This is a genomic window from Pseudoalteromonas sp. 4NS20-0020 (assembly GCF_057554385.1).
The window spans coordinates 345,975-371,814 of record NZ_BAAJMI010000005.1 but is presented as its reverse complement, the minus strand read 5'-3'; the positions used below and the strand labels follow the sequence as shown (position 1 = coordinate 371,814).

Below are 25,840 nucleotides of genomic sequence, written 5' to 3'. Positions count from 1 at the left end.
TAAGCTAATTTTAAAATATGGCACAAAAATCGCTTAATACTTGTAAAGCAACACTCTCGGGGGAGAATTTAATGGAAAATGTCCATATTTTGACGCAACGTGTCTCTGGTCGCGGCGACTTTTTGCCGTTTTCGGCTGAACACACACCAAATAATGAAACAACGGCAACACACGAGTTAGTCGCTGAGCTCCAGACTAGTTTAGTTATTGAAGATGTATTGGCCATATACGCAAAATTTACAAAAAAGCTTTTAAACTTTACGGGATTGCAGTTTCAATCAACGCTTGGCACTGCACAAACGTCTGAAAGCGATACTAATAGCACGCCCTATATTTTTGACTTAACGATTGGAAGAGAGCACTTAGGGCAACTTATATACTTTAGTAAATACCCTTTAGGCAAAGCAATTGAAAGCAAGTTACGCTCGCTTCACTCTGCGCTAGTGTACCCACTACGTAATGCGATGATGTATAGCCGCGTACTTAAATTGGCGACAAAAGACTCATTAACGGGTTTGAATAACCGTAGTCAATTTAATGACATTTTATCTCAAAAGCTCGAAAATTGTCGCCGCTATCAGCGCCCTTTCAGCTTAATGTTACTTGATCTAGATAATTTTAAGCAGGTAAATGACAAGTTTGGCCACAAAATTGGCGACGATACTCTTAAAGAATTTGCAACAGTATTAAATTCAAGTATACGCGCTACAGATACCGTATTTAGGTTCGGTGGCGATGAATTCGCAATACTAATAGAAGACCCTGAATTCAAAACTAATCAGGTTGTATCTGAACGTATAATGCAATTTGTAAAGCAATCTAGCTTAATGTCAAAGCATGAAGTTACGGTTAGTATTGGCTATACCTTAGCAATGAGTAATGACTGCGATATAGAAATCTTTTCTCGCGCAGATAAAGGCTTGTACAAAGCAAAAGCGTCTGGCAGAAACTGCGCTAAAGCATATTGATTATAAGGCTTTTTTAAAAGGCTTAGCTTCCCCCGCTAAGCCTTTTTTATGTAAACCCTTGCCCTATTACTTAATAGACTTTGCAGGTAAAAATTTATAAATTGTCAGTGCCACACAAAAACCTAAAAAGTAACCACTCACTAAATTTATTAAGGATGCGACGGTATCAAGAGGCGTAAATAACACTAAAACGAGTGGTAAACTCACCCCTAATATAAAAAATATGCCGCCTTTACCTAACCAATAAGCCATTAATATAGCCGCTGATACAGCACCGCCCAAAATAGCATACGCTAAAGTGACAATGTTCAAATCAAGCAACACATTAGCAACTATCGCTATTAGGGCTGTTAATAGTATGCCTAGTGGCGCTTTATTGACTAGCGATAATCCAACATGTGGCTGTTTACTCATTTATTTACACTCCCAATAAACACCATTTTCATCATAATGTTTTTCACTTATAAAATAACCAACCACTTGTACTAGTTCATCATTATAAAAAATAAGCGGCACTTGACTTCGAAGCCAAGGCGCTACTTTTGCGTCCTTAAACCAGTGCTTAACGCTATTACTTCCGGGCTTTTTAAGAGGCTTTATACGAGCGCTGTTATAATTAAATCTTACTGAAACCTGCTCATTGGCATGCGGTGCTCTTATTCCTACACCACTTTGCTTTGTTAATACGCGGCCATCGTTGAGAGTGAGTTCATGAGTGATTAACTCATCATCATTCACAATGTTTTTTTGAGTTACAAAGTATAAATACCCTTGGTGGCGCCTAACCTGCCCATCAACTAAGTCAATTTGAATTTTAGCATCGGCCTGAGCGTTTATTGCCTGATTAATAATTTGTGACAATTGCTTTTGAGATGGCATTACTTGGGTAAATAAGCTAAGCCACGCACGAACCACATTTGTTATGCGCACGTCGCTATAATGAATTATTTGGCTAATACACAATGCTTGCTGGTCATTTAGACTTTGGCTTAGATCAATTTGAGTGTACTCATCAAGTAGCGCTTGTTGTTGCTGCAATAACTCAATGCTGCGCCCAGCACACTGTTCAAAACCTTTAAACCGCATAGCCAGTTCAGGCACTACACGTGCACGCAAAAAGTTACGATCAAAACGCTCATCGGTATTTGAGTCATCAGTAATGTGCGCAATATTAAACGCTGTGGCAAAGTGCTCTATATCACTGCGCGTAATGTTTAAAAGCGGCCTGTAGCATATTCGCCCGCTTTGTAGTTCACGCATTGCTTGCATTGCGCCTAACCCTTTTAAGCCCGAGCCACGCTTTAAACGCAGTAAAAACGTTTCTATTTGGTCGTTTAAATGCTGGCCTAATAAAATAACACTTTGCGGTGCGCTTAGTTCATCAAGTGCTTTATAACGTGCCTCACGTGCCTGCGCTTCAAGGCTTGTTCGTGTTTGCCGGCTTATTGTTACCTGCGCGGTATTAAACGGTATATCTAGCTCAACGCATAGGTTTTGGCAAAAAGCCTGCCAGTCATTAGCGTATTCGCTTAAGCCATGATTAACGTATATTGCACTTATCTTTAGCTTTGGCATTTCTTGCTTTAGCACGTGCATTACATGTAACAATACAACTGAGTCGACCCCACCCGAAAGCGCCACAGTAAAATTAAACTGTTGTTGCTTAAAAAAGTGCTCTAGAGCGTGTTTAACGTGTTGATAAATGGCTGATGATTGCATGCAATACGCTATAAAATTTGTGTTAGAAGTATTTTAAAACAAAAAAGCCGCATAAGCGGCTTTTTTTAACATTTAATGTAATAGCTACTTTATTAGCAGTAACCAAACGACATTAAACGTTTGTAACGTTGATCAAGCATGTCTTCAAGCGAAAGCGCTTGTAAGTCTGCTAAATCACGTTTTAAACGGGTTTTTAAGTTACGCGCCATCGCATCGTAATTACGATGTGCACCACCTAAAGGCTCATCAACTAAGTTGTTGATTAAATCTAACTCTTTAACGCGCTCAGCGGTCACGCCCATAGCTTCTGCAGCAAGTGGTGCTTTATCGGCGCTTTTCCATAAAATTGAAGCACAGCCTTCTGGCGAAATTACCGAGTACGTGCTGTATTGCAACATATTAACTCTGTCACCAACACCAATCGCTAATGCACCACCTGAGCCGCCCTCACCAATAACCGTACAAATAGTTGGCACTTTAAGCGCCGCCATTACTTTAAGGTTACGTGCAATTGCTTCAGACTGACCACGCTCTTCAGCGCCAACACCAGGGTATGCACCTGGCGTATCGATAAAGGTCATTATTGGCATTTTAAAACGCTCAGCCATTTCCATTAAGCGAAGTGCTTTACGGTAGCCTTCTGGTTTTGGCATACCAAAGTTGCGTTTAATTTTTTCAGCTGTATCGCGACCTTTTTGTTGGCCAATAACCATCACTGGTTCGCCATCTAAACGTGCAACACCGCCTAAAATAGCCGGATCGTTAGCAAAAGTACGATCGCCTGCAAACTCGTCAAATTCCGTGAAAATACGCTCGATATAATCTCGAGTATAAGGACGCAACGGATGACGCGCTAACTGCGATACTTGCCAAGCGCCTAAGTTTGAGAAAATTTCCTCTTTTTGCTTAGCACTTTTTTCTTTTAATTTGCTGACTTCCTCTTCTAGCTCAAGGTCTAATTCGCCAGCGCGGCTTATGCTTTGTAATTCTTCAATTTTTGCTTCTAATTCTGCAATCGGAAGCTCAAAATCAAGATAATTGAGGCTCATGCTCTAAACTACCTAATCAGTTAAATTCTAGTTCTACATCTTGTGCCGCCATGAGTGATAACTTGTGAATCAAGTCGTCGCTCGGCGTGACACACCATTCGATCCCTAGGGTTAATTGCGCCAACGCATCTGGGCGTTGGTAATAAACCTTGATCGGACACGTTCCCATTTTATAAGGTTCGAGTACTTTTTGTAATTTATCGAAGAAACCTGCCTCGATTTGCACCATGTTCAGCGTCATTTTAATCGCTTTAATACGTTTTTCACGCGCTTGAGCAATGGTGTTTATTTCTCTGGCGGTCATTGTAATGCCACCGGAGAAGTTATCAAAGCTGACCTGTCCAGATATTACCAAGATATTGTTAACTTGAAGCATTTCTTGGTACATTTCAAACTGTTCTGGAAACAAGCGTACATCAATACGGGCGCTCTTGTCATCTAAAGTTATTAAGCCCCAACGGTTGCCTTTTTTATTAATTAAGGTCCGCGCTGAAATAACTAGACCAGCGGCAGTAGAGAGTACATCACGATTAGTTGGTTGTAAATCCACCAGCTTTCCGCTGGTGTAATACCTAAGCTCCTTGCGATACTGATTTATCGGATGCCCAGTTAAATAAAGGCCTAGGGTATCTTTTTCACCTTCAAGCCATTCATTGTCGGTCAGACCTGTGGCCTTAATGAAGGCTTGCTCTACTTCGTCTGGTTCAGTAGCCAATAAACCAAATAAATCGCTTTGTCCAAGTTGCTCTGCCTTGTTGTGCTGATCGGCCGCGCGCATAGCGTCTTTTAAACTTGCCAGTAATGTTGCACGCCCTGCTTGGTTTTTTTCTGGCCCAAGCTTATCAAGTGCACCGGCATAAATTAATTTTTCGGTGACACGTTTATTGAGACGTTTTAAGTCAACGCGAGCACAAAAATCAAATAAATCCTTAAACGGGCCGCCCTTTGCGCGCGCTTCTAAAATAGCGTCTACTGGCGCTTCACCTACACCTTTAATTGCGCCAATACCATACACAATTTCGCCTTGCAGGTTTACCGTAAACTTAAATTCACCGGCGTTTACATCGGGCGGTAATAAGGTAAGTTTCATGTTTTCACATTCATCTACCAAAATTACTATTTTGTCGGTGTTATCCATATCGGCCGACATTACCGCAGCCATAAACTCAGCTGGGTGGTGCGTTTTCATCCACAGCGTTTGGTACGAAACCAGTGCATACGCTGCTGAGTGAGATTTATTAAAACCATAACCTGCGAATTTTTCTACCAAGTCGAAGATTTTTATCGCCAGTTCGCCATCAATACCATTATTACGCGCGCCATCTTCAAACGTTGAACGCTGCTTTGCCATTTCTTCAGGTTTTTTCTTACCCATTGCACGGCGTAACATATCTGCACCACCCAGCGTATAGCCTGCGAGTACCTGCGCTATTTGCATTACTTGTTCTTGATACAAAATAATGCCGTAAGTGGGGTCAAGTATTGGTTTTAAGCTTTCGTGTTGGTACTGCGCATCTGGGTATGAAATTTCCTCTCTACCCAGTTTTCGGTCGATAAAGTTATCTACCATGCCTGATTGCAATGGACCTGGGCGGAACAAGGCTACTAATGCAATCATATCTTCAAAGCAATCGGGCTTAAGGCGGCGTACTAAATCTTTCATGCCGCGCGATTCTAGCTGAAACACCGCGGTTGTTTCGGCGCGCAGTAATAGCTCTATGCTTTTTTTATCATCCAGTGGAATAGTGTTTATATCAACAGGGTCTTTGCCTTCGCGCTGCATACGCACGTTGGTCATATCCACTGCCCACTGCAAAATGGTCAAAGTACGTAAACCCAAGAAATCGAACTTAACAAGGCCCGCGGTTTCTACGTCGTTTTTATCAAACTGTGTTACCGGAAATTTACCTTCATCGTCACAATAAAGTGCAGCAAAGTCGGTAATGGTGGTCGGCGATATTACAACACCACCGGCATGTTTACCGGCATTACGCGTACACCCTTCTAGGATGCGACACATATCGATTAAATCTTTTACCTCTGAGTCACCATCGTAAGCTTCTTGCAAACGCGGCTCTACTTCAAAGGCTTTGGCAAGGGTCATCCCCGGATCGCCTGGGATCAGTTTCGAAATACGATCAACAAAACCATAAGGATGACCAAGTACACGACCTACATCGCGTATTACCGCTTTTGCGGCCATAGTACCAAAAGTAATAATTTGTGATACCGCATCACGCCCATACAATGCCGATACGTGATCAATTACTTCGTCGCGTCTGTCCATACAAAAATCGACGTCGAAATCGGGCATTGATACACGTTCTGGATTCAAAAATCGCTCAAAAAGCAAGTCGAACTCAAGCGGATCCAAATCGGTAATTTTAAGTGCGTACGCAACTAACGAACCTGCACCTGAACCACGACCAGGTCCAACCGGAATATTGTTATCTTTACTCCACTGAATAAACTCCATTACGATTAAGAAGTAACCCGGAAAACCCATTTGGTTGATTACGCCAAGCTCTACGGCTAAACGTTCATCGTACTCAACACGTTTTACTTTTCTATCTTCTTCGTCAGGGAACAAAAACTGGAGTCGTTCTTCAAGGCCATCTTCTGACACTTTAACCAAAAACTCATCAATATTAAGAGAGCCTGTTGGATAATCTGGTAAAAAGTATTCGCCTAACTTTACAGTCACATTACAGCGCTTAGCTATTTCTACCGTATTTTGCAGTGCTTCAGGTATATCGCTAAATAGCTCAGCCATTTGCTCAGGCGTTTTTAGGTATTGTTCTTCTGAGAAACGTTTTGGACGGCGTTTGTCATCAAGTGTGTAGCCATCAAATATAGCTACACGAATTTCGTGCGCTTCAAAATTTTCAGGTTTTAGAAATACCACTTCGTTGGTTGCAACAACGGGCAGCTGCTCTTTAGCTGCAAGCTCTACCGCCATGTGCAGGTAATCTTCTTCAAGCGGGCGGTTAGTTCGTACAAGCTCTAAATAGTAATGGTCGCTAAAGTGCTGCTTGTAAAAGCTAATTACGCTTTCTATAACGCCCGGATTATTTTTTAATAATGCCTTACCTAAATCACCGTCTTTTGCGCCCGAGAGAATAATTAATCCTTCTTTATGATTAGCTAACCATTCTCTGTCAATTACTGGACGATGGAATACATGACCACGCTGATACGCCTCAGAAATTAATAGCGTTATATTTTTATAACCCACATTATCTTTAGCTAAAATTGTAATGCGACATGGCTCATCCGGAAATTCAGGGCTGCGCAGCCAAAAGTCAGCACCCACAATCGGCTTTATACCCGCATTATGGGTCGCGCCATAAAAGCGTACTAATCCACAAAAGTTCATTTGATCGGTAATAGCAATCGCGGGCATTTCTAGCTCTTGCGCCTTAGCGACTATTGGCTTGGTTTTAGCTAAGCCATCAACCATCGAAAAGTCTGAGTGGACCCTTAAATGTACAAAATCAGGTGCTGCCATTATTTTGCCTCGCCTTTCGCTTGCATAAGTACACGCTGCACGGGTTTAAAACTTTTACGATGTTCATCTATTGCGCCGTACTGCTCAAGTGCTGCAAAGTGCGCTTTAGTTGGGTAACCTTTATGCCCTGCAAACCCGTATTGCGGGTGGCGTTTATCAAGTTCAAGCATTTCATCATCACGCGCTACTTTGGCTAAAATAGAGGCTGCTGATATTTCGGCAACCAGGCTATCGCCTTTAACAACCGCTTGAGCAGGCATAGTGAGTTTTGGTAAACGGTTACCATCTATAAATACAAACTCAGGCTGTGTGCTTAACCCTTCCACAGCGCGGCTCATAGCAAGCATGGTAGCGTGTAAAATGTTTAAGTCATCAATTTCTGATGGACTACAACGGCCATAGGCATAACATAATGCGTTTTCTTTTATCTCTGTGGCTAATGCTTGGCGCTTTTTGTCTGTTAATTTTTTAGAGTCGGCTAGACCCGCTATTGGTTTAGTTGGGTCAAGTATTACTGCTGCGGTAACAACATCGCCAACAAGCGGGCCTCGCCCTACTTCATCAACACCGGCAATTAAGGTTACATTGGGTCGTTCAATTTGCATGTATTAACTCCGCCACAGCATTGGCTGCTTGCTCGCTGGCATTTAATCTAATGTTTTCATGAATTTCTAAAAAACGTGCTTTTAATTGTCTATTGTCTGTTTCTAGCATTGGGGTAAGTGCTTGAGTTAAGTTTTTAACATTACAGTCGCTTTGTAAAAATTCAGGCACTAATTCTTCATCGGCCAATAAATTTGGCAACGAAAAATATTTAATGTTAAAGGTAAACAGGGTTTTAAAAATCCAGTAGCTTAATGGTTTTATTTTATACCCAACAACCATTGGCTTTTTATACAGCATGCCTTCGAGTGTGGCTGTGCCAGACGCAAGTAAAATGGCATCTGCCGCTTGCATTGCTAATTTAGATTGCCCATCTAGCAAGCTAACATTAAGGCTAGGCGCTGTAGCATTTAAAATATCAGTAAACTGCGCTTTGCGCTTTTCGTTTACCAGTGGAACCACAATTTTAAGGTCTGGGTTTTGAGCTTGAAGTTGCTGCGCTGTTTTTATATAGGTTTCACTCAGTAAGCCCACTTCGGAGCCTCGGCTACCTGGCAATAATGCCAGTACTTTGTCATCAAGACTTAAGCCTAGTTTTGCACGTGCTTGGCTATCGTCGTGCTCAAGCGCTATATCGTCTGCTAATGTGTGCCCTACAAACGTACACGGTACTTGATGCTTGTCGTAAAATTCTTTTTCAAACGGCAATAGTGCAAGTACTAAGTTAGTAGCTGCGCTAATAGTATGAATACGTTTTTCTCGCCATGCCCAAACTGAAGGGCTTACGTATTGAACTGTTTTAATGCCTGCATCTTTTAAAGGTTTTTCAACGCGAAGATTAAAATCAGGGGCGTCTATTCCAATAAATACATCGGGTGGGTTATCTATAAAATGTTGAACCAATTGTTTACGAATTTTCAGTAAACGCGGTAAACGCCCGAGTACTTCAACCAAGCCCATTACAGACAGCTCATCCATATCGTATAGAGTTTTACAACCTTGAGCTTGCATTTTTGGTCCTGCAATCCCCTCAAAAGTGGCATCTGGAAAATGTACTTTTAATGCTTTTATTAGGCCTTCGCCTAAAATATCGCCCGACAGTTCGCCTGCCACTATACCTATTCGTAGTTGTTTTTTTTCTTTCGTCATTTGCTTTTTAGTTCATATTTTAATCGGGCGTCATGAGTTTAGTTTACCGCGTTTTGGTATGTGTTTAAACGCTTTAAATAACTCGTTTTTTAACTGTAAATATAATCTCTATTGTTGTTTATTTTTAATACTGATGTAGCATATAAATTATATATTAAGTTTTACTAATATATATTGACAAGCATTGTGCAATTGTGAATAATATTGCAAACTTTCAGTAATTACTGAAAGTTCATTCAATCATTAACTCTGCCAATAACTCATTGCCCAGTTAATCCGTCACATTCAAGGAGCATAAAATGATAGATGAAACCTTTGTGGATCTATCGCGACTACAGTTTGCTGTTACCGCACTCTTTCACTTCATATTTGTACCGTTAACAATAGGTATGACTTGGATCTTAGTTATTATGGAATCAGTTTATGTTATGACTGGTCGCGAAATTTATCGTGATATGACTAAGTTTTGGGGTAAGTTATTTGGTATTAACTTTGCCATTGGTGTTGCCACAGGCCTCACTATGGAGTTTGAATTTGGCACTAACTGGTCTTATTACTCACATTATGTGGGTGATGTATTTGGTGCTCCTCTGGCTATTGAAGGGTTAATGGCATTCTTTTTAGAATCAACCTTTGTGGGTATGTTCTTCTTAGGATGGGATAGACTTTCTAAACGTCAGCATTTAGGCGCTACCTTTTTAATGGCACTGGGTACAAACTTATCAGCATTATGGATATTAATTGCTAATGGTTGGATGCAAAACCCAGTAGGTGCTGAATTTAACTACCAAACTATGCGAATGGAAATGACCAGCTTTGCAGAGCTGGTATTTAACCCTGTTGCACAGGTTAAGTTTATTCACACGGTATCTGCAGGCTATGTCGCCGCGTCTATGTTTGTTTTAGGTATAAGTAGTTGGTACATACTAAAAGGTCGCGATTTAGCATTTGCCAAACGTTCATTTTCAGTGGCTTCAGGGTTTGGTTTAGCCTCAATTTTATGTGTTATTTTACTTGGTGATGAATCAGGCTATGAAGTAGGCGAAATTCAAAAAGTAAAATTAGCAACTATTGAAGCCGAGTGGCACACAGAAGAAGCGCCCGCTGCGTTTACTGCATTTGGTTTTCCTGACTCTGAAGAGCAAGTAACCCATGCCGCTGTAAAAATACCCTATGCACTGGGCATTATTGCTACACGCTCATTTGACGAAAAAGTTACGGGTATTTCTGATTTAGAGAAAAAACATGAAATACGTATTCGTAACGGCATGATTGCCTATGGCTATCTTACTAAACTAAGAAACGGCGAAGATACGCCTGAAAACATTGCTAAATTTGACGCAGTAAAAGATGACTTAGGCTACGGTTTGTTGCTTAAACGATATACATCTGATGTTGTTGATGCCACAGAAGAGCAAATTCAAAAAGCAGTGAAAGATTCATTCCCAAAAGTAGGCCCCATGTTTTGGTCGTTTAGGATTATGGTTGCGTGTGGTGTCGCTATGCTTGCTGTGTTTGTATTAGCATTTTACTACAATGCACACCGTATTATTGAGCAAAAACGCTGGTTACTTTGGGCTACAGTGTTAAGTATTCCATTGCCATGGATTGCGATTGAATTTGGCTGGATCGTTGCAGAATATGGACGCCAACCTTGGGCTATTTCTGAAATACTACCGACTTTTTTAGCCACGTCGTCATTAACGGTCAATGACATTTTAATTAGCTTAACGGGCTTCATCATTTTTTACACTGGCCTTGCCATTGTTGAAGGCTGGTTAATGATTCATTTTATTAAAAAAGGCCCAAGCTCATTACATACTGGTAAATACCATTTTGAGCTGCCAAACAACACACAAGCAAAAGGAGAATAATCATGATTTTTGATTATGAAACATTAAAAATGTTGTGGTGGTTGATCATTGGTGTGCTTTTAATCGGCTTTGCAATTACCGATGGTATGGACATGGGGGTTGCTATGCTCCTTCGCCTAGTTGGTAAAACAGATTTAGAACGACGCACTGTAATTAATACAATTGGCGCACACTGGGATGGTAACCAAGTTTGGTTTATCACCGCAGGCGGAGCATTATTTGCGGCTTGGCCAATGGTGTATGCGGCCGCTTTTTCGGGGTTTTACTTTGCCATGATGCTGGTGCTATTTGCACTCTTTTTTAGACCTCTTGGTTTTGATTACCGCTCTAAAATTGATTCTAAGCGCTGGCGTAATAACTGGGATTGGGGATTATTTGCAGGTAGCGCAATTCCGGCTTTAGTATTTGGTGTAGCATTTGGTAACTTGTTTTTAGGTGTACCATTCAATATTGATAATTTATTACGTGTAAGTTACCAAGGTTCGTTTTTTGGCTTGTTAAACCCATTTGCACTCCTCGCTGGTTTAATTAGTATAGCTATGCTTATTGCACATGCAGGTATGTGGTTACAACTTCGCACAGCAGATGCGGTTGCAGAACGCTCTGGCCAATACGGACGTTATGCATTGATTGCATTTATTGTTTTATTTGCCGCGGCCGGATTTTGGGTGGCTAATTTAAGCGGCTACCAAATTGTGTCTATGGGCGATACTCAAGGCCATGCTGATCCGCTCGCTAAAGTAGTTACCACAGCAAAAGGCGCTTGGCTAAATAATTACACTGAGCGCGCATGGACAGTAACCTTCCCTGTTCTAGCGTTTGCTATGGCATTGAGTGCATTAGTATTTTCAAAGCTCAATAAACCAGCGTTAGGGCTTATTTCGACTGCACTTATGTTAGTAGGTGTCATTATGACGGCGGGCGTTTCATTATTCCCATTTATTATGCCATCAATTAACAACCCAAATATTAGCTTAACAATTTGGGATGCCGTTTCGAGCCATAAAACGCTTAACATTATGCTTGTAGCCGTGGCCATTTTTGTACCATTAATTTTAGCCTACACCACGTGGTGTTATGTAAAAATGTGGCGCAGAGTAACCGTAGAAGAAATTGAAACTAACACTCACGGCAGCTACTAAGGAGACTGAACTATGTGGTATTTTGCTTGGATTTTAGGTGTACTTTTAGCCTGTACCTTAGGGGTAATAAATGTAATGTGGTACGAATTTCATCAAAATAAAAACAGCATTGCTGATGATGAACAACCGATGCATGATTTATTGAACGAGGCTAACTCGACCAACAATGACGACTAACCCCCGACCAAATCGCGCGCAGCAACAAACACTGCGCGCTTTTTTAAAAACACAAAGTAAACCTGCCTCATTATGGTTAAAGCTCAGTATTGCACTGGGTACTTTTAACGCTATTTTAATGATTGCCGGAGCATATTTACTCGCTCAGGCTATTCATAACGTAATGTTTGAAGGTAGTAGCTTAAGTGAAGTCACTCACTTGCTGTGGCCATTAGCAGGTATTGTTTTGCTTCGCGCTATTTTTTTAGCGCTAAGTGAAAGGCTAAGTGCTTTTGCTGCCCTTAAAATAAAGTCGGCTATGCGCCAAACACTGTTAACTAAATTAAGCTTGCTGGGCCCTAGTTATATTGAGCAACACGGTCAAGGTGCAACTTTAAATACATTGCATAATGGTGTAGAAGAACTTCACGACTATTACGCTAAATACCTGCCTGGTGTTGCTTACAGTGCCCTTATTCCACTAGCAATCTTGGTTGTTATTTTTCCGACCGATTATAAAGCGGGATTAATATTTTTATTAACAGCTCCGCTTATCCCTTTTTTTATGATTTTAGTTGGATCAAAAGCAGAAGCGTTAAATCAAAAGCGTTGGCAACAACTTGCTGTTCTTGGTAATTACTTTTTTGACAGAGTACAGGGATTAACCCAGCTAAAACTATTTAATGCAACGCAAACCGAATTAAAACAAATAGCTAAAATTTCTGATGACTTTAGGCATACCACGCTTGGTGTGTTAAAAATTGCGTTTTTATCATCTTTTGCCTTAGAGTTTTTAGCTACAATCAGTGTGGCTTTAGTGGCTGTAATTATTGGTTTTAGGCTTTTTTTTGGCACACTTGATTTTTCTACTGGCTTTGTTGTGCTGCTTTTAGCTCCCGAGTTTTATTTACCGCTTCGTCAATTAGGAAGCCATTATCATGCTCGCTTGCAAGGTATTAGCGCCGCTGCTGACATGGTGACTATTTTAAATGCCCCCTTACCCTATCAAGATACTGAACTAGTTAACAATACAACCGAATACACCACGTCTGATACTATTGATTCAATAAACATTAAAAATTTAACCTACATTTACCCTGACAGTAACGAAGGCATTCACGATGTCACCTTAAGCCTACCAAAAAAAGGCTTGGTGGCAGTTGTGGGTAACAGTGGCTCAGGGAAAAGTACTTTATTTGATTGCCTGCTGGGTTTTCACCCCCAAGTAATACCTTGTATTTATATTAACGGATTGCCATTAGCAGCAAACGATATTACCCAACTACAGAATCAAGTTGCGTGGATACCACAAAACCCAACACTATTTTTCGATAGCATTGGCGCTAATATAAAATTAGCCAAACCAGACGCATCACAGCAAGAGCTAGAGCAAGCAGCGCAACAAGCAGGCGCCCTTGAGTTTATAAATACCCTACCCTCTGGGTTTGATACGTTAATAGGAGAGCAAGGTGAAGGACTCTCTGGAGGGCAAAAGCAACGTATTGCACTTGCTCGGGCATTTTTAAAAAACGCCCCTATATTAATGCTTGATGAGCCAACAGCGCACCTTGATAGCCAAACAGAGCAACACATTCAACACGCCATTAATATGTACGCTAAAAACAATTTAGTACTGGTAATCGCACACAGATTAAACACTGTAAAACACGCCGACAATATTATTGTAATGGACCAGGGTAAGGCCACTGAGCAAGGTAGCTTTGAAAAACTAAGCACTCAACATGGCGTGTTTTATAATTTGCTAAATGCCGCTAAGCAAGGAGGTTCCGATGAGTAACTTTATTAGATTGATAAAGCTCTGCCGCCCTCATTATAAAGCCATGCTACTGGGTACGCTGTTAGCAACAATTACGGTGCTTGCGAACGTTGGCCTACTGGCTATTTCAGGCTGGTTTTTAGCATCTATGGCAGCTGCAGGTATTGCTGGCGTGCAAATGAACTATTTTACACCCGCTGGCACAATACGTTTTTTAGCTATCGTAAGAACGGCTTCTCGTTATGCTGAGCGCTTAGTTACTCATAATGCGACTTTTTTATTGTTGAGTGAAATTCGCGTAAATATGTTTGCAACACTCAGTAAGCTCAACAATGTTGATTTAGCCATGAGCCGCAGCGCTGATTTACTGAATCGACTACAGAACGATGTTGACGCACTCGATAAATTTTATTTGAACGTGTTAATGCCCATGATGGTTGCTTTGTTAAGCGTGCCAATCATTTTGCTTTTCATGTCTGCTTATAATGCAAATGTAGCACTCATTTGCTTTATGGGAATTTTATTAATTGGCGTTGTCATACCTGCGCTTTTAAGTGCTTCACTTACAAAAAATAGTCACAAAGAAACACACCTTAGTGCACAGTTACGGGCCGAATTATCAGATACCTTAACAGGCCTCAGAGAGCTTAGTATTTATCAAGCCCGTACTGAGCAGTTAAATAAATGCGATAGATTAAACGAGCAGTACAACCAACAATTATTTGTTCGTCATAAGGCGTTAGCAAATGCAGATGGACTGACTCTACTAATAGTACAAATGGCCATGTTAGCTAGCATAGTGACGATAGCCCCATTGGTTTATACTAATTCCATGGTTAACGTAGAACTTGCCATGTTAACGCTTTTTGTATTAGCAAGCTTTGAAAGCGTATTACTACTGCCCAATGCATTTATAGAGCTGCCTAATGTACTAAAAGCCGCAGAGCGGTTATTTACCCTCCAAGATAAAACATCTGATCAGAGCAATAATTGTAGCGCTTTAATTGATACTCAGTTTGATAAAAATAATATTGCGCTAACGCTTAATAACATTAGCTATAAATACGATGAGCATAACGCATTAAATAATGTCAGTTTTATGCTTAAATCGCGGCAAAAAGTAGCCATTGTAGGTCGAAGCGGGAGCGGTAAAACCACCTTAGTTAATTTGCTAACCGGTTTATGGCCACTTCAGCAAGGTAGTATTACATTGGGTGACCATAATAACGCGCAAGACCTTCACTCACTTAGCAGTGACAGCCGAGCAAACGTTATAAATATATTAGCGCAGCAACATCATATTTTTGATGGTACATTAAGTGAAAACTTGCGTTATGCAAAGCCAAGCGCTACAAAAGAAGAAATGCTTGAAGCCATTAACCTTGCACAGCTAGAGCCTTGGTTTAATGAGCTACAAGAGGGTTTAAAAACACGTTTAGGGACAGGCGGCAGAAGCGTATCCCAAGGACAATCAAGGCGTATAGCGATTGCGCAGGCTTTATTACAAAACCCAGCTATTTTAGTACTTGATGAACCCACTGAAGGGCTAGATAACCAATCTAAGCAAACCGTAATGAACGCCATTATGCACGTAATGAGTGACGCAAGCGTACTTACAATTACCCACGACCCTGCTCTTCTAGCGCAAATGGATAACATTATTTGGCTAGAAAATGGCAAACTTGTAGCGCAAGGTAGCCACAAAGAGCTTAGCGAAAAACATCAGGAGTATGTGTCGCTAACCACCCGTTTTTAATACGCTGATTGAGACATCAATAACGCCGACTTTAGGGTCGGCTATTTTTTTAAACATACCTAACGATAAATCAATAACCCGCCCTCTAACGTACGGGCCCCTATCGTTTATTCTTACGATTACCGATTTATTGTTAGCTAAGTTAGTTACCTTTACCTTAGTACCAAAATCTAACTCTAAATGTGCAGCAGTGGCAGCGTTTTGATTATAGGTTTCGCCATTTGCCGTTGTGCGGCCATGGTATTTATTAGCGTAATAAGAGGCTTTCCCTAACTGAGTACGCTCTCCATTAGCTGTGGTAACGACAGGTTGGCTACTACACGCAACCAAGATAGACAAAAAACTGAGGGGTAAAATTAACTTCGTAAGAAACATAGCGGTGCTTTAAATATAGTAAATTTTCGCAAAGGTTAACCTTACCTCGCTGAGTGCATACTGAATTAAAATATTTTAAAAGCAATAAAAAACCACCGTCGATTTCTCTAAGGTGGTTTATTTAAAAACAAAAAGTGCTTATCTTACGATCCCGCGCTCAGAGCTTTTAACAAAATCTATCATAGTTTGTACTGCAGGGTATTTAGCCGCATCTTCACTTAGTGATTCAATTGCTTCATCAACACCTAAACTCTTACGATAAAACGCTTTATACGCTCGGCGAACAGCCATTATTTCATCGCTTTCAAAGCCTCGGCGTTTCATACCTTCTTTATTGATTGCAGCAGGGCCTGCTGGCATACCAATCGTGGTCACAAATGGTGGAACATCTTTGTTAACACCAGAGTACATGCCAATAAACGCATGAGCCCCTATTTTACAAAATTGATGAACCCCTGAATTACCACCTAAAATAACCCAATCAGCAACATGAACATGGCCTGCAACACTGGCATTATTAGCAAAAATTACGTTATCGCCTATCACTGCATCATGTGCCACGTGGGTATAAGCCATAAATAAGTTATTACTACCAATTTTTGTTACGCCTTGGTCTTGAATGGTACCACGGTGAATGGTTGCACACTCACGGATAACATTATTGTCACCAATGATTAATGTAGTGGGTTCGTTGTTGTATTTTTTGTCTTGACAAGCTTCACCGACAGACGCAAATTGAAAAATATGATTTCCAGAACCAATGGTCGACGGTCCTTTAACAACAACGTGAGATTCAATAATACAGTTATCACCGATAACAACATCATTGCCTATATAACTATATGGACCAACTGAGACATTGTTGCCTAGTTTAGCGCCAGGTTCGATTATTGCTGTAGAATGGATCACTATTAAAACTCTCTTCTCGCACACATAATTTCGGCACTACATACTACTTTGCCGTCAACTTTAGCCTCTGCAGCAAACTTCCATATATTGCGGCGCTCTTTTAAAAACTCTACATGCAAATGCAATGTATCACCAGGCACAACCGGTTGCTTAAAACGAGCGTTGTCTACTGCTGCAAATAAGTAAAGCTCGTCTTCGCTGCGATTTTCAACTGTTTTAAAACCAAGAAGACCTGTAGCTTGTGCCATAGCTTCTAATATTAGCACACCAGGGAAAATAGGCTGGTTTGGAAAATGGCCAGTAAAAATAGGCTCGTTTATAGATACATTTTTAATGGCATGCAATGTCTTACCCGGAGTAAAATCAATAACACGATCAATTAAAAGCATCGGGTAACGGTGTGGTAATAAAGCTAAGATTTCTTGAATATCAAGGCTATTTAATTCGTTTGCCAAAATAGCATCCTTTTATGTGTTCAACGTTTATGACTTAGCCAGTGCTTCAAGCGCTTTCAAACGAGACTTCATGTCTGATAGATTACGCAAGTGAGCAATTGATTTACGCCATTCTTTGTTAGTTGTATGGGGCATACCTGATGAATAAATACCGGGCTCGGTGATTGATTTTGTCACCATGCTCATACCCGTAATTATAACACCATCACATACTGACATGTGACCATTAATTGCAGTCATACCACCAATTTGGCAGTTTTTACCTATGGTAACACTACCTGCAAGAACAGAGCAGCCAGCAATTGCTGTGCCCGAGTTAACTTCAACGTTGTGTGCTATTTGACATTGATTATCAATAATCACATTGCTATGAATAATTGTATTATCAAGTGCGCCCCGGTCAATTGTAGTGCTGGCGCCTATTTCTACTTTATCGCCTATGATCACAGAGCCTAGCTGAGGAATTTTAAGCCACTGCCCACGCTCATTTGCATAACCGAACCCATCGCTACCAACAACACTATTTGCCTGGAACAAACAATCCGATCCAATTTCAACGTCATGGTAAATAGTCACACTAGGCCAAAGCTTTGTCCCGGCACCTATTTTAACACGTTCTCCGATAAAACTGTTCGGACCAATTTGCGCGTTATCACCAACAACTGCACCAGCCTCTATAACTGCATTAGCGCCTATAGCAGCACTTTTACTTATATTTGCACTAGGGTGAATTATTGCACTTGGATGAATACCCAAAGAGGCAGAACGTGGTGTTGTATCCATAAATTGCGCAAGCTTTGCGTAACTGACATACGGATTTGAAACAATCACTTTATTACCATTAAAATGCGCGGCATCTGCTTGGTTAACGATAACAGCACTGGCTTGAGTGGCTTCAAGTTGAACACGATATTTTGAGTTCGCTAAAAATGCAATATGCCCAGTACGGGCATTTGCAAGTGTCGCTATTTTTGTTATTTCTAAAGCGCCATCACCCTGAAGTTCGGCGCCTAGAAGTTCCGCAATTTGCGAAAGCGTATAATTTTGCATAGAGTGATTATTTCTTGCTAACAGCTGTTACTACTTTAGATGAGAGGTCTGTTACTTCTTTAGGGTTGAAGTAAATTGTAGTGTCTTTTACTTTAACTTCATCAAAGTCACCGTCTTTAGCAATCTCTTCAATTGTTTTAATAATTAAGCCCTGAACTTTTGCAAGCTCTTGGTTTTGACGAGCTTTGATTTCTTGCTCTAAAGGACGACCTACTTCAGCAAGGTTTTTTTGCATACCTTGAATTTTATCACGAAGTGCATCTTTTTGAGCTTGGCTCATCGTTGTGCTCTCACGCTTAAACTTCTCAGCTTCAAAGCGAATATCACCTTGTAACTTTTCAAGCTCTTGGCGACGCTCAGCAAACTCGCTTTGTAGTGACTGCTCAATTTTAGCCATTTGAGGAATTTGCTTGTAGATTTCTTGCATATCTACAACACCTACTTTATGCGCAAGAGCGCTAGCAGAAGTACCCATCATTAACGTTGCTAAAACAGCCACTGCCGTTGATTTAAATAATTTAGTCATAAAAAACTCCTTTAGAAAGTGTTACTAATATTAAAACTGATGGTCTTCGTATCGTCATCTTCTTCTTTTTGCAATGGATACGCAAAACTAATCAGCATTGGACCCATTGGAGAGATCCACTGTAATGATAAACCGGTCGATACTCTAAAACGCATAGGATCTGAATAATCATCCAGCTTATTGCGTTGATCTACGAGTAAGTTTTGATAACGGTCTACGCTAAACTCTGTGTCCCATACGTTTGCAGCATCAACAAAGAAACTGGTACGCACTGAACTTGTGTTTTCTTCATCCAAAAACGGTGTAGGAACAATCAACTCCATACCCGCCACCGCTTTGGCGTTACCACCAATTCGACCTTGTGGTATTAACTGGTCAAACTCTGACGCACTATTGATAGGACCTGAGGTAGAACCATCTGGGTTTAGTGTCCCAGGAATCGTCGTTGCAATACGTGACACAGCTTGTGGCAATATTGTATTACGGTCAAAGCCACGTAGTTCCATTTCCGTAATACGGAAGAACTCTTGGAATGGAAGCGTTTGATCGTATCCATTTGTTGACCCATAACCATTACCATAACCGAGCGCCGCACGAGCTGAGAAAACCCAGCGGTGATCGTTAGATATTGGCCAATAAAAGCGTGAATCGTAATTAAGCTTGAAGTAAGTTAAATCTGAGTTTGGTGTAGTTCCCGTTAAATTTAACGTTTGGCGTGAACCCGCTGTCGGGAATAAACCACGGTTAACCGTTATACGTGACCAACCAACACTTAATTCATATTTGGTAAAGTCAAAGCCTGCATCAGGGTTTTCAGGGTCAAAAAATGTCTCACGTAATACACGCGTTTGCTCGTACTCGGCAATATCTGACAGCTCTTCTTTTATCCAACGAACACCAAAATTAACCCGGTTGATTGCATCAATCGGAAAACCAATATTTGTACCTAAACCATAACTTTTTGATTTGTAATCTACAAGACTAAACTTACTTGCGTCGTAGTTTCGGTAAAAAATACTGCTGCCTTGTGAAACACCATCTGGTGTAAAATAAGGGTCGGTATACGATAAACTGACACTTTCAGAGCCAGTAGAAGTATTTAAATTTAAACCAATTTGGTTACCTGTTCCTAAGAAGTTAGATTCAGTCACACCAATATTAAACTGTAGACCTAGGTATGAACCATAAGCAAGGCCAGCATTAAAGCTACCGGCAGATTGTTCTTTTACTGTGAAATCTACGTCAACTTGATCGTCTACACCTGGCACGGGGACTACATTAAAATCAACAGTTTCCATATAAGGTAAACGTTGAATTTGTAGCTTTGAACGTTCGAGGTTTTGGTTTGATAACCATGCACCTTCTAGCTGCGTCATTTCGCGGCGCAATACTTCGTCAGCGGTGTTTTGGTTACCACCAACAATTATACGACGAACATAAACACGCTTACCTGGGTTAACGGATAAAGTTAACTGAACTTCTTGCTTTTCGTCATCAATTTCAGGAATTGTGCGCACTTCAGCATTTGCATAACCAAAACGTGCTAAATAACTTTTAATGAACTCTTCTGAAGATGTTACAACAGAACCATTGTAAAGCTCACCAGCTCTGAGTGGGATAACGCTTTTAATTAAATCTTCACGACCGAGTAAGTCACCAATAAAATCAAAGCCTTTAACCTTGTATTTAACGCCTTCGGTAAGGTTGGCCGTAACATATACAGATTCACGCTCTGGGCTTACCGATACCTGCGTCGAATCAATATTAAAACGTAAGTAACCACGGTCTAAATAAAAGCTGCGGATTTTTTCTAAATCACCTTCAATGGTTTGTTTTTGGTAGCGATCGCTACCCATAAATTGCCACCAAGGTAAATCTTGCTGAGACTCAGCAAGTTTTAATAATTCCTCGTTAGAAAAAAGTTCATTACCCACTAAGTTAATTTGGCGGATAGACGCGGCATCACCTTCATCAAACTCCAATTTAAGTTTTACGCGGTTACGTGGCAATTTAGTAACGCTGATATCAACCGTTGCATTGTATTTACCAATACTATGGAAAAACTCTACTAAGCCTTTTTCAATATTATCAATTACGGTTTTATCTAATGGTTCGCCTTGGCGAATATCTTGTTGATCAAGCGACTCGTTAAGTTGCTCATCTTTGATATCTTTATTGCCTTCAAACTCAATAAAGCTAATTGTTGGGCGCTCTGTTACTTTAAAAATAACGTTGTTGCCATCACGTAATGCTTTGATGTTGTCGAAGTGACCAGAACGATAAAGTGACTTTATTGTTTTTGAAATTGTGTAGTCATCTACATTATCGCCTACGTTAATAGGAATATGAGTCAATGCAGCACCAAGTGCTACGCGTTGTAAGCCTTCAACTTTCAAGTCTTCAACAATAAAGGAAGTTTGGCCTAGGGCGGCAAAGCTTGCACCCAATAAACTTGAAACTGCCAAATGTTTTTTTATAGCCATTTTATTATCTTTATCCTTTACAACTGTATTACCGCTTAACACCTAAAATACGGGTGCGTTACAATCGTGTTCTAATTAGTAAATGTTGCGCTGTAATTACAAACGCGATACATCATTGAACAAAGCGAAACATGTTAGAAAAATGAGTAGCAACGCTCCCACTTTAAAACCAAATTCTTGTGTCTTTTCAGAGACCGGCTTTTTACGAAAAAGTTCAATTATGTAATACATTAAGTGTCCACCATCAAGCACTGGCAGAGGTAATAAATTAAATACGCCCAAGTTAACGCTTATCAGGGCTAAAAAGCTTAAAAAAGCAACTAAACCATAGCTTACGCTAGTCCCTGCTCCCACTGCAATACCAACAGGACCACTTAAGTTTTTAACCGAAACCTGACCCGTAATTAAATTAGCAATCATGTCAAAACTCAGCGTAATCAACCGCCAAGTTTCTTTTGTACCGCGAACAATACTATCTAGCGGTCCAAAACTTCGGGATTGTACATACCCCTCTGGCCATTGCTGAACAACAGGTGCTACACCTAAAAAACCTTGTTCTATACCATTGTTGCCAACACGCCCTTGTGGGGTCACTGTTATGCTTTTTATACTATCTTGTCTTTTTACACTAAATTGTAAAGATTTGTTAGCCGATTGCGTAATTACATTAACTAATTGCGGCCAATTGCTTATAGTTTCACCGTTTACAGCCAAAATAGTATCGTTAACTTGCAAATTTGCTTGTTCCGCTGCCGAATTTTTAGTCACCGCTGCAACCGTTAATGTGGCTTGTGGCCTAAAGGGGACAATACCCAAAGAGGTTAGTGGAGGAACATCTTGTTGGTCGAGCTTCCAACCATCAATATTGAGCGTTTTGACTCGTGTTTGTAAGTTTTCATCGCGAACTGTAATCTCTACGCGCTCTTCACCTAATCGCGACATAAAAGCAAACGTCGCGTCTTGCCACGTGGTTATATTATCATCACCAATTTTAATAATGTGTTGGCTTGGCATCAGCCCGGCTTGCTCTGCTCGGCTCCCTTCAGTAATACTGCCTACGACTGGTTTTACCGATTGCACACCCACCATGTACATCACCGCTAACGCAAAAATAGCAAACAAAAAATTTGCCATAGGCCCAGCTGCAACAATGGCAATACGTGCCTGTACTGACTTTGAGTTAAACGATAAATGTCGCTGATTTGGTGGAACATCGTCCACACGCTCATCAAGCATTTTGACATATCCACCTAGTGGAATAGCTGCTATGACATATTCTGTATTGTATTTATCGTGCCATTTAATTAAGGGCTTACCAAAACCAATAGAAAAGCGTAGCACCTTAACACCGGCCTTTCGTGCTACCCAAAAATGGCCATACTCATGCACAGTAACTAAAATGCCTAATGCCAAAATAAATGAGCCAAGATTCCAAATAAAATCAAACATACTAATGAGCCACTTTATTTATAAACTGAGTTGCGCTGAGACGTGCAAGCTCATCGCATTGCAATATTTCATCTAAACTCTGTACGTTGGTGTATTGAGCCGACTCTAAGGTTTGTGCATTAATTTTATAAATATCTGTAAAACCAATTTTACCTTTTAAAAATGCAGCAACAGCTATCTCATTTGCAGCATTAACGGTCGTTGTTGCCCCCTGCCCCGCCGAACATGCATCAATAGCAAGTTGCAAATTAGGGTAACGGGTAAAGTCAGGTTTGGTGAACGAAAAATCACAAATATCAGAAAAATTAAGCGATTTAACACCTGCGTCAATTCGTTTTGGGAACGCTAATGCATGGGCAATAGGCGTACGCATATCAGGGTTACCCATTTGCGCTAAAATTGAGCCATCATGATACTGAACCATTGAGTGAATAATGCTTTGAGGATGAATAACAACGTCAATATCATCGCTATTACAGTTAAATAGCCACTTGGCTTCAATAAACTCAAGGCCTTTGTTCATCATAGTTGCGGAGTCTACTGAGATTTTTTGACCCATAGACCAATTAGGATGAGCTACCGCTTCACTAACGGTCACATCTTTTAAGGTACGTATATCACGCGTTAAAAATGGACCGCCTGAACCGGTAAGTAAGATTTTACTGACACCATTATCTTGCAGGTTTTTATCGCTTTGAGCATTTTGTAGTGAGTGAGGTAGACACTGAAAAATAGCGTTATGTTCGCTGTCGATTGGCAGTAACGTTGCTTTGTGCTTTTTAACTTTATCAATGAACAATTGGCCCGACATAACCAGCGATTCTTTATTCGCAAGCAACACTTTTTTACCTGCTTCAACCGCACTGAGTGTAGGTAACAAGCCTGCGGCTCCAACAATGGCAGACATAACTATATCTACATCAGGGTGCGCACATAAATCACTCATTGCCTGTTGTGAATGCATAATCAGAGTTTGGCACGCTGTACCCTTTAAATGCAATGACAGTTCTTCCGCTGCACTTTGTGTTGCCATGACAGCATAAAGGGGTGAATGCTTAATACAAAGCTCAGCCATTTTTTTTGCATTTTGACCCGCTGTTAAAGCAAATACATCAAACAAATCACTGTTTTTTGCTACAACATCAAGTGTACTTAAACCAATTGACCCCGTAGCACCTAAAATAACTAGCTGCTGCTTATGACTCATAAACTTAAAGTCCATGCATAACACATTACAAACATAGGCGCGGCTGCTGTTAAGCTGTCAATGCGATCTAAAATACCGCCATGCCCAGGTAAGCATTTGCCACTGTCTTTAAGGCCTGCTTCACGTTTAAACATACTTTCAAGTAAATCGCCAATTGCCGAAAATAGCGCTATAAATGCCGTCATAATGGCGTAAATCGGCCATACGGCTAAATCCACGTCGGTAAAATGACAAAACGCCATAACAAATAATACTGATGCAACAATACCACCGGCAAGGCCTTCAATTGTTTTATTTGGACTTACTTTTGGCATAAGCTTGTGTTTACCAAAACTTTTACCTGTAAAATACGCACCAATATCAGCGCTCCATACAATACCTAATACAACCAAAATCAGCATAGAGCCAAAGTGAGTAGATTCAAGGTATTGCGCACTACGAAGCGTATTGAGCGCAAGCCATAACGGCACTAACGTCAGAAGCCCTGCAATGCCACGCATTACTAGCCCTTCATTCCACGCTTTTGCCATGGCTGGATAACGCCATACTAAGTAACTAGCAACAATCCACCATGCAAACGCCAAAGTAAATAAATAATTAGCATCGCCCACTAGCTGACCATTTTGCCAAAGCGACTCTATCGGCCAGTGTAAATTGAGCACAGCGAGTAAAGCTGCAACAAGCACAACAAAGGCGCCTCTTTTTATTTTGTCGCATAGCCCCATAAAAGCTGACCACTCCCAAGCGCCTATTAAAACGATGGCGGCGGCAAAGTAACTAAATAACGTCAATGGTGTATAAAAAACCAAGGCGAGCGCTGCGGGTGCTAACACTAGCGAGGTTAAAATGCGTTGTTTTAACAAAATTGTGACCCTTAATCTATTTAGGTTTGAGCGAGTAATTGTTTTATTTGTTCGCCCGTACAACCAAATCGTCGCTCTCTAGCAACGTAACACGCAATGGCCTCAGCAAATGCTGCTTCATTAAAATCAGGCCAAAGTGTTTCGGTAAAGTAAAGTTCTGCGTAAGCTGCTTGCCATAGTAAAAAGTTACTAATGCGAACATCGCCCCCCGTTCGAATAAGTAAATCGGGTTCAGGTTGATCGGCCATGCTCATATGCTGCGCAATACGCTCTTCAGTAATATCTTGTGCGTCTATGTCACCGCTTGCAACTTGCATTGCGAGTTGTTTAGCCGCGTTTGCCATATCCCAACGGCCACCATAATTGGCAGCCACATTTAAACACAACCCTGTGTTATTTTCTGTCAGTTGCTGCGCACTATGTACTTTGTTTTGCAACCCTTCAGAAAACCGAGATAGATCTCCAATGATGGTTAGTTTTACATTGTTTTTGTGAAGCTTTTTAACCTCTTTTGTTAATACAAACAAAAAAAGCTCCATTAACGTATTTACTTCGTCTTCAGGGCGGCGCCAGTTTTCACTGCTAAATGCAAATAAGGTTAACGATTGTACGCCTAATTTAGTACAAAACTGAACAGATTGACGAACAGCGTCCACGCCTTTTTTGTGCCCATACACACGAGGCCTATTTCTAGCTTGCGCCCAACGCCCGTTCCCGTCCATGATGATAGCAACATGCTTAGGTAAACATTGTTGTGAAATTGTATCAGCGTTTAAAGCCATAAATATCGAGTATTCCATAAAAAAACGCCGCCTAGTATAA

The 25,840-nt window shown here is 40.8% G+C and carries 22 protein-coding genes; 6 read left to right on the top strand and 16 right to left on the bottom strand.

What is annotated here, in order from left to right:
• Positions 1-71 precede the first annotated feature (71 nt).
• Positions 72-968, top strand: coding sequence for a GGDEF domain-containing protein (locus AC27JL_RS14895; RefSeq protein ID WP_006793611.1), 897 nt, complete (start codon positions 72-74; stop codon positions 966-968).
• A gap of 66 nt (positions 969-1,034) precedes the next feature.
• On the opposite strand, the gene AC27JL_RS14890 is transcribed toward AC27JL_RS14895, so the two are convergent.
• From AC27JL_RS14890 to lpxB, 6 genes are all read right to left on the bottom strand, one after another.
• Complete coding sequence (locus AC27JL_RS14890) at positions 1,035-1,382, bottom strand: hypothetical protein (RefSeq protein ID WP_487195938.1); 348 nt, start codon at positions 1,380-1,382, stop codon at positions 1,035-1,037.
• Positions 1,383-2,687 (bottom strand): tRNA lysidine(34) synthetase TilS, encoded by a 1,305-nt coding sequence (gene tilS / locus AC27JL_RS14885; RefSeq protein ID WP_487195937.1) that lies wholly within the window; start codon positions 2,685-2,687, stop codon positions 1,383-1,385. It lies immediately after the preceding gene.
• Positions 2,688-2,779: 92 nt separating this feature from the next.
• Entirely contained in the window at positions 2,780-3,736 is a 957-nt protein-coding gene (gene accA / locus AC27JL_RS14880) for an acetyl-CoA carboxylase carboxyl transferase subunit alpha (RefSeq protein WP_006793614.1), read from the bottom strand.
• Positions 3,737-3,752: 16 nt separating this feature from the next.
• Positions 3,753-7,244, bottom strand: coding sequence for a DNA polymerase III subunit alpha (dnaE, locus tag AC27JL_RS14875; protein WP_487195936.1), 3,492 nt, complete (start codon positions 7,242-7,244; stop codon positions 3,753-3,755).
• A complete protein-coding gene (gene rnhB, locus AC27JL_RS14870) occupies positions 7,244-7,849 on the bottom strand; it encodes a ribonuclease HII (RefSeq protein WP_010557170.1) in 606 nt (201 codons plus the stop codon). The genes dnaE and rnhB overlap by 1 nt, the downstream gene beginning before the upstream one ends.
• Positions 7,839-8,996, bottom strand: a complete 1,158-nt coding sequence (gene lpxB, locus AC27JL_RS14865; protein ID WP_305400499.1) for a lipid-A-disaccharide synthase — start codon at positions 8,994-8,996, stop codon at positions 7,839-7,841. Before lpxB ends, rnhB begins: the two co-directional genes overlap by 11 nt.
• Positions 8,997-9,295: 299 nt before the next feature.
• On the opposite strand from lpxB, the gene AC27JL_RS14860 reads away from it, so the two are divergent.
• From AC27JL_RS14860 to cydC, 5 genes are read left to right on the top strand one after another with little or no spacing between them, the layout of a single operon-like run.
• On the top strand, positions 9,296-10,870 hold the full coding sequence (locus tag AC27JL_RS14860) for a cytochrome ubiquinol oxidase subunit I (RefSeq protein WP_008126684.1): 1,575 nt from the start codon (positions 9,296-9,298) through the stop codon (positions 10,868-10,870).
• Positions 10,871-10,872: 2 nt separating this feature from the next.
• Positions 10,873-12,012 (top strand): cytochrome d ubiquinol oxidase subunit II, encoded by a 1,140-nt coding sequence (gene cydB, locus AC27JL_RS14855; protein WP_305400497.1) that lies wholly within the window; start codon positions 10,873-10,875, stop codon positions 12,010-12,012.
• 12 nt (positions 12,013-12,024) lie between these two features.
• Positions 12,025-12,189, top strand: a complete 165-nt coding sequence (cydX, locus tag AC27JL_RS14850) for a cytochrome bd-I oxidase subunit CydX (RefSeq protein WP_006793620.1) — start codon at positions 12,025-12,027, stop codon at positions 12,187-12,189.
• Positions 12,179-13,966, top strand: a complete 1,788-nt coding sequence (gene cydD / locus AC27JL_RS14845; RefSeq protein ID WP_487195935.1) for a thiol reductant ABC exporter subunit CydD — start codon at positions 12,179-12,181, stop codon at positions 13,964-13,966. Before cydX ends, cydD begins: the two co-directional genes overlap by 11 nt.
• Positions 13,959-15,701, top strand: a complete 1,743-nt coding sequence (gene cydC, locus AC27JL_RS14840) for a thiol reductant ABC exporter subunit CydC (protein WP_487195934.1) — start codon at positions 13,959-13,961, stop codon at positions 15,699-15,701. Before cydD ends, cydC begins: the two co-directional genes overlap by 8 nt.
• Here cydC and AC27JL_RS14835 read toward each other — a convergent pair.
• The 10 genes from AC27JL_RS14835 to uppS all read right to left on the bottom strand — a co-directional run bounded on the left by AC27JL_RS14835 (position 15,684) and on the right by uppS (position 25,818).
• A complete protein-coding gene (locus tag AC27JL_RS14835; protein ID WP_487195933.1) occupies positions 15,684-16,076 on the bottom strand; it encodes a septal ring lytic transglycosylase RlpA family protein in 393 nt (130 codons plus the stop codon). The two genes, cydC and AC27JL_RS14835, sit on opposite strands and share 18 nt — an antisense overlap.
• A 138-nt stretch (positions 16,077-16,214) precedes the next feature.
• On the bottom strand, positions 16,215-16,985 hold the full coding sequence (lpxA, locus tag AC27JL_RS14830; protein WP_008126674.1) for an acyl-ACP--UDP-N-acetylglucosamine O-acyltransferase: 771 nt from the start codon (positions 16,983-16,985) through the stop codon (positions 16,215-16,217).
• Between the two features lie 2 nt (positions 16,986-16,987).
• Positions 16,988-17,440: a 3-hydroxyacyl-ACP dehydratase FabZ gene (gene fabZ / locus AC27JL_RS14825; protein WP_006793625.1), complete on the bottom strand. Its 453-nt coding sequence runs from the start codon at positions 17,438-17,440 to the stop codon at positions 16,988-16,990.
• A gap of 27 nt (positions 17,441-17,467) precedes the next feature.
• Positions 17,468-18,490: a UDP-3-O-(3-hydroxymyristoyl)glucosamine N-acyltransferase gene (gene lpxD, locus AC27JL_RS14820; protein WP_487195932.1), complete on the bottom strand. Its 1,023-nt coding sequence runs from the start codon at positions 18,488-18,490 to the stop codon at positions 17,468-17,470.
• A 7-nt stretch (positions 18,491-18,497) separates the two neighbouring features.
• Positions 18,498-19,016 carry an OmpH/Skp family outer membrane protein gene (locus tag AC27JL_RS14815; RefSeq protein WP_006793627.1) on the bottom strand — a complete coding sequence of 173 codons (519 nt, stop codon included), beginning with the start codon at positions 19,014-19,016 and terminating at the stop codon, positions 18,498-18,500.
• Between the two features lie 11 nt (positions 19,017-19,027).
• Positions 19,028-21,499 carry an outer membrane protein assembly factor BamA gene (gene bamA / locus AC27JL_RS14810; RefSeq protein ID WP_010557176.1) on the bottom strand — a complete coding sequence of 824 codons (2,472 nt, stop codon included), beginning with the start codon at positions 21,497-21,499 and terminating at the stop codon, positions 19,028-19,030.
• A gap of 96 nt (positions 21,500-21,595) precedes the next feature.
• Positions 21,596-22,948, bottom strand: a complete 1,353-nt coding sequence (gene rseP, locus AC27JL_RS14805; protein WP_487195931.1) for a sigma E protease regulator RseP — start codon at positions 22,946-22,948, stop codon at positions 21,596-21,598.
• A 1-nt stretch (position 22,949) separates the two neighbouring features.
• Positions 22,950-24,155: a 1-deoxy-D-xylulose-5-phosphate reductoisomerase gene (ispC, locus tag AC27JL_RS14800; protein WP_305400633.1), complete on the bottom strand. Its 1,206-nt coding sequence runs from the start codon at positions 24,153-24,155 to the stop codon at positions 22,950-22,952.
• A complete protein-coding gene (locus tag AC27JL_RS14795; protein WP_487195930.1) occupies positions 24,152-25,018 on the bottom strand; it encodes a phosphatidate cytidylyltransferase in 867 nt (288 codons plus the stop codon). The genes ispC and AC27JL_RS14795 overlap by 4 nt, the downstream gene beginning before the upstream one ends.
• A 20-nt stretch (positions 25,019-25,038) precedes the next feature.
• Entirely contained in the window at positions 25,039-25,818 is a 780-nt protein-coding gene (uppS, locus tag AC27JL_RS14790) for an undecaprenyl pyrophosphate synthase (protein WP_008126663.1), read from the bottom strand.
• Between the last annotated feature and the right edge of the window lie 22 nt (positions 25,819-25,840).

Bases quoted from the DNA above. Each gene is read 5' to 3' on its own strand.
- cydX (WP_006793620.1), top strand. From the start codon at position 12,025: ATGTGGTATTTTGCTTGGATTTTAGGTGTACTTTTAGCCTGTACCTTA.
- AC27JL_RS14860 (WP_008126684.1), top strand. From the start codon at position 9,296: ATGATAGATGAAACCTTTGTGGATCTATCGCGACTACAGTTTGCTGTT.
- lpxB (WP_305400499.1), bottom strand. From the start codon at position 8,996: ATGACGAAAGAAAAAAAACAACTACGAATAGGTATAGTGGCAGGCGAA.
- tilS (WP_487195937.1), bottom strand. From the start codon at position 2,687: ATGCAATCATCAGCCATTTATCAACACGTTAAACACGCTCTAGAGCAC.
- uppS (WP_008126663.1), bottom strand. From the start codon at position 25,818: ATGGAATACTCGATATTTATGGCTTTAAACGCTGATACAATTTCACAA.
- accA (WP_006793614.1), bottom strand. From the start codon at position 3,736: ATGAGCCTCAATTATCTTGATTTTGAGCTTCCGATTGCAGAATTAGAA.
- rnhB (WP_010557170.1), bottom strand. From the start codon at position 7,849: ATGCAAATTGAACGACCCAATGTAACCTTAATTGCCGGTGTTGATGAA.
- ispC (WP_305400633.1), bottom strand. From the start codon at position 24,155: ATGAGTCATAAGCAGCAGCTAGTTATTTTAGGTGCTACGGGGTCAATT.
- bamA (WP_010557176.1), bottom strand. From the start codon at position 21,499: ATGGCTATAAAAAAACATTTGGCAGTTTCAAGTTTATTGGGTGCAAGC.
- AC27JL_RS14815 (WP_006793627.1), bottom strand. From the start codon at position 19,016: ATGACTAAATTATTTAAATCAACGGCAGTGGCTGTTTTAGCAACGTTA.
- cydC (WP_487195934.1), top strand. From the start codon at position 13,959: ATGAGTAACTTTATTAGATTGATAAAGCTCTGCCGCCCTCATTATAAA.
- lpxD (WP_487195932.1), bottom strand. From the start codon at position 18,490: ATGCAAAATTATACGCTTTCGCAAATTGCGGAACTTCTAGGCGCCGAA.
- cydB (WP_305400497.1), top strand. From the start codon at position 10,873: ATGATTTTTGATTATGAAACATTAAAAATGTTGTGGTGGTTGATCATT.
- rseP (WP_487195931.1), bottom strand. From the start codon at position 22,948: ATGTTTGATTTTATTTGGAATCTTGGCTCATTTATTTTGGCATTAGGC.
- AC27JL_RS14890 (WP_487195938.1), bottom strand. From the start codon at position 1,382: ATGAGTAAACAGCCACATGTTGGATTATCGCTAGTCAATAAAGCGCCA.
- dnaE (WP_487195936.1), bottom strand. From the start codon at position 7,244: ATGGCAGCACCTGATTTTGTACATTTAAGGGTCCACTCAGACTTTTCG.
- cydD (WP_487195935.1), top strand. From the start codon at position 12,179: ATGACGACTAACCCCCGACCAAATCGCGCGCAGCAACAAACACTGCGC.
- AC27JL_RS14895 (WP_006793611.1), top strand. From the start codon at position 72: ATGGAAAATGTCCATATTTTGACGCAACGTGTCTCTGGTCGCGGCGAC.
- AC27JL_RS14835 (WP_487195933.1), bottom strand. From the start codon at position 16,076: ATGTTTCTTACGAAGTTAATTTTACCCCTCAGTTTTTTGTCTATCTTG.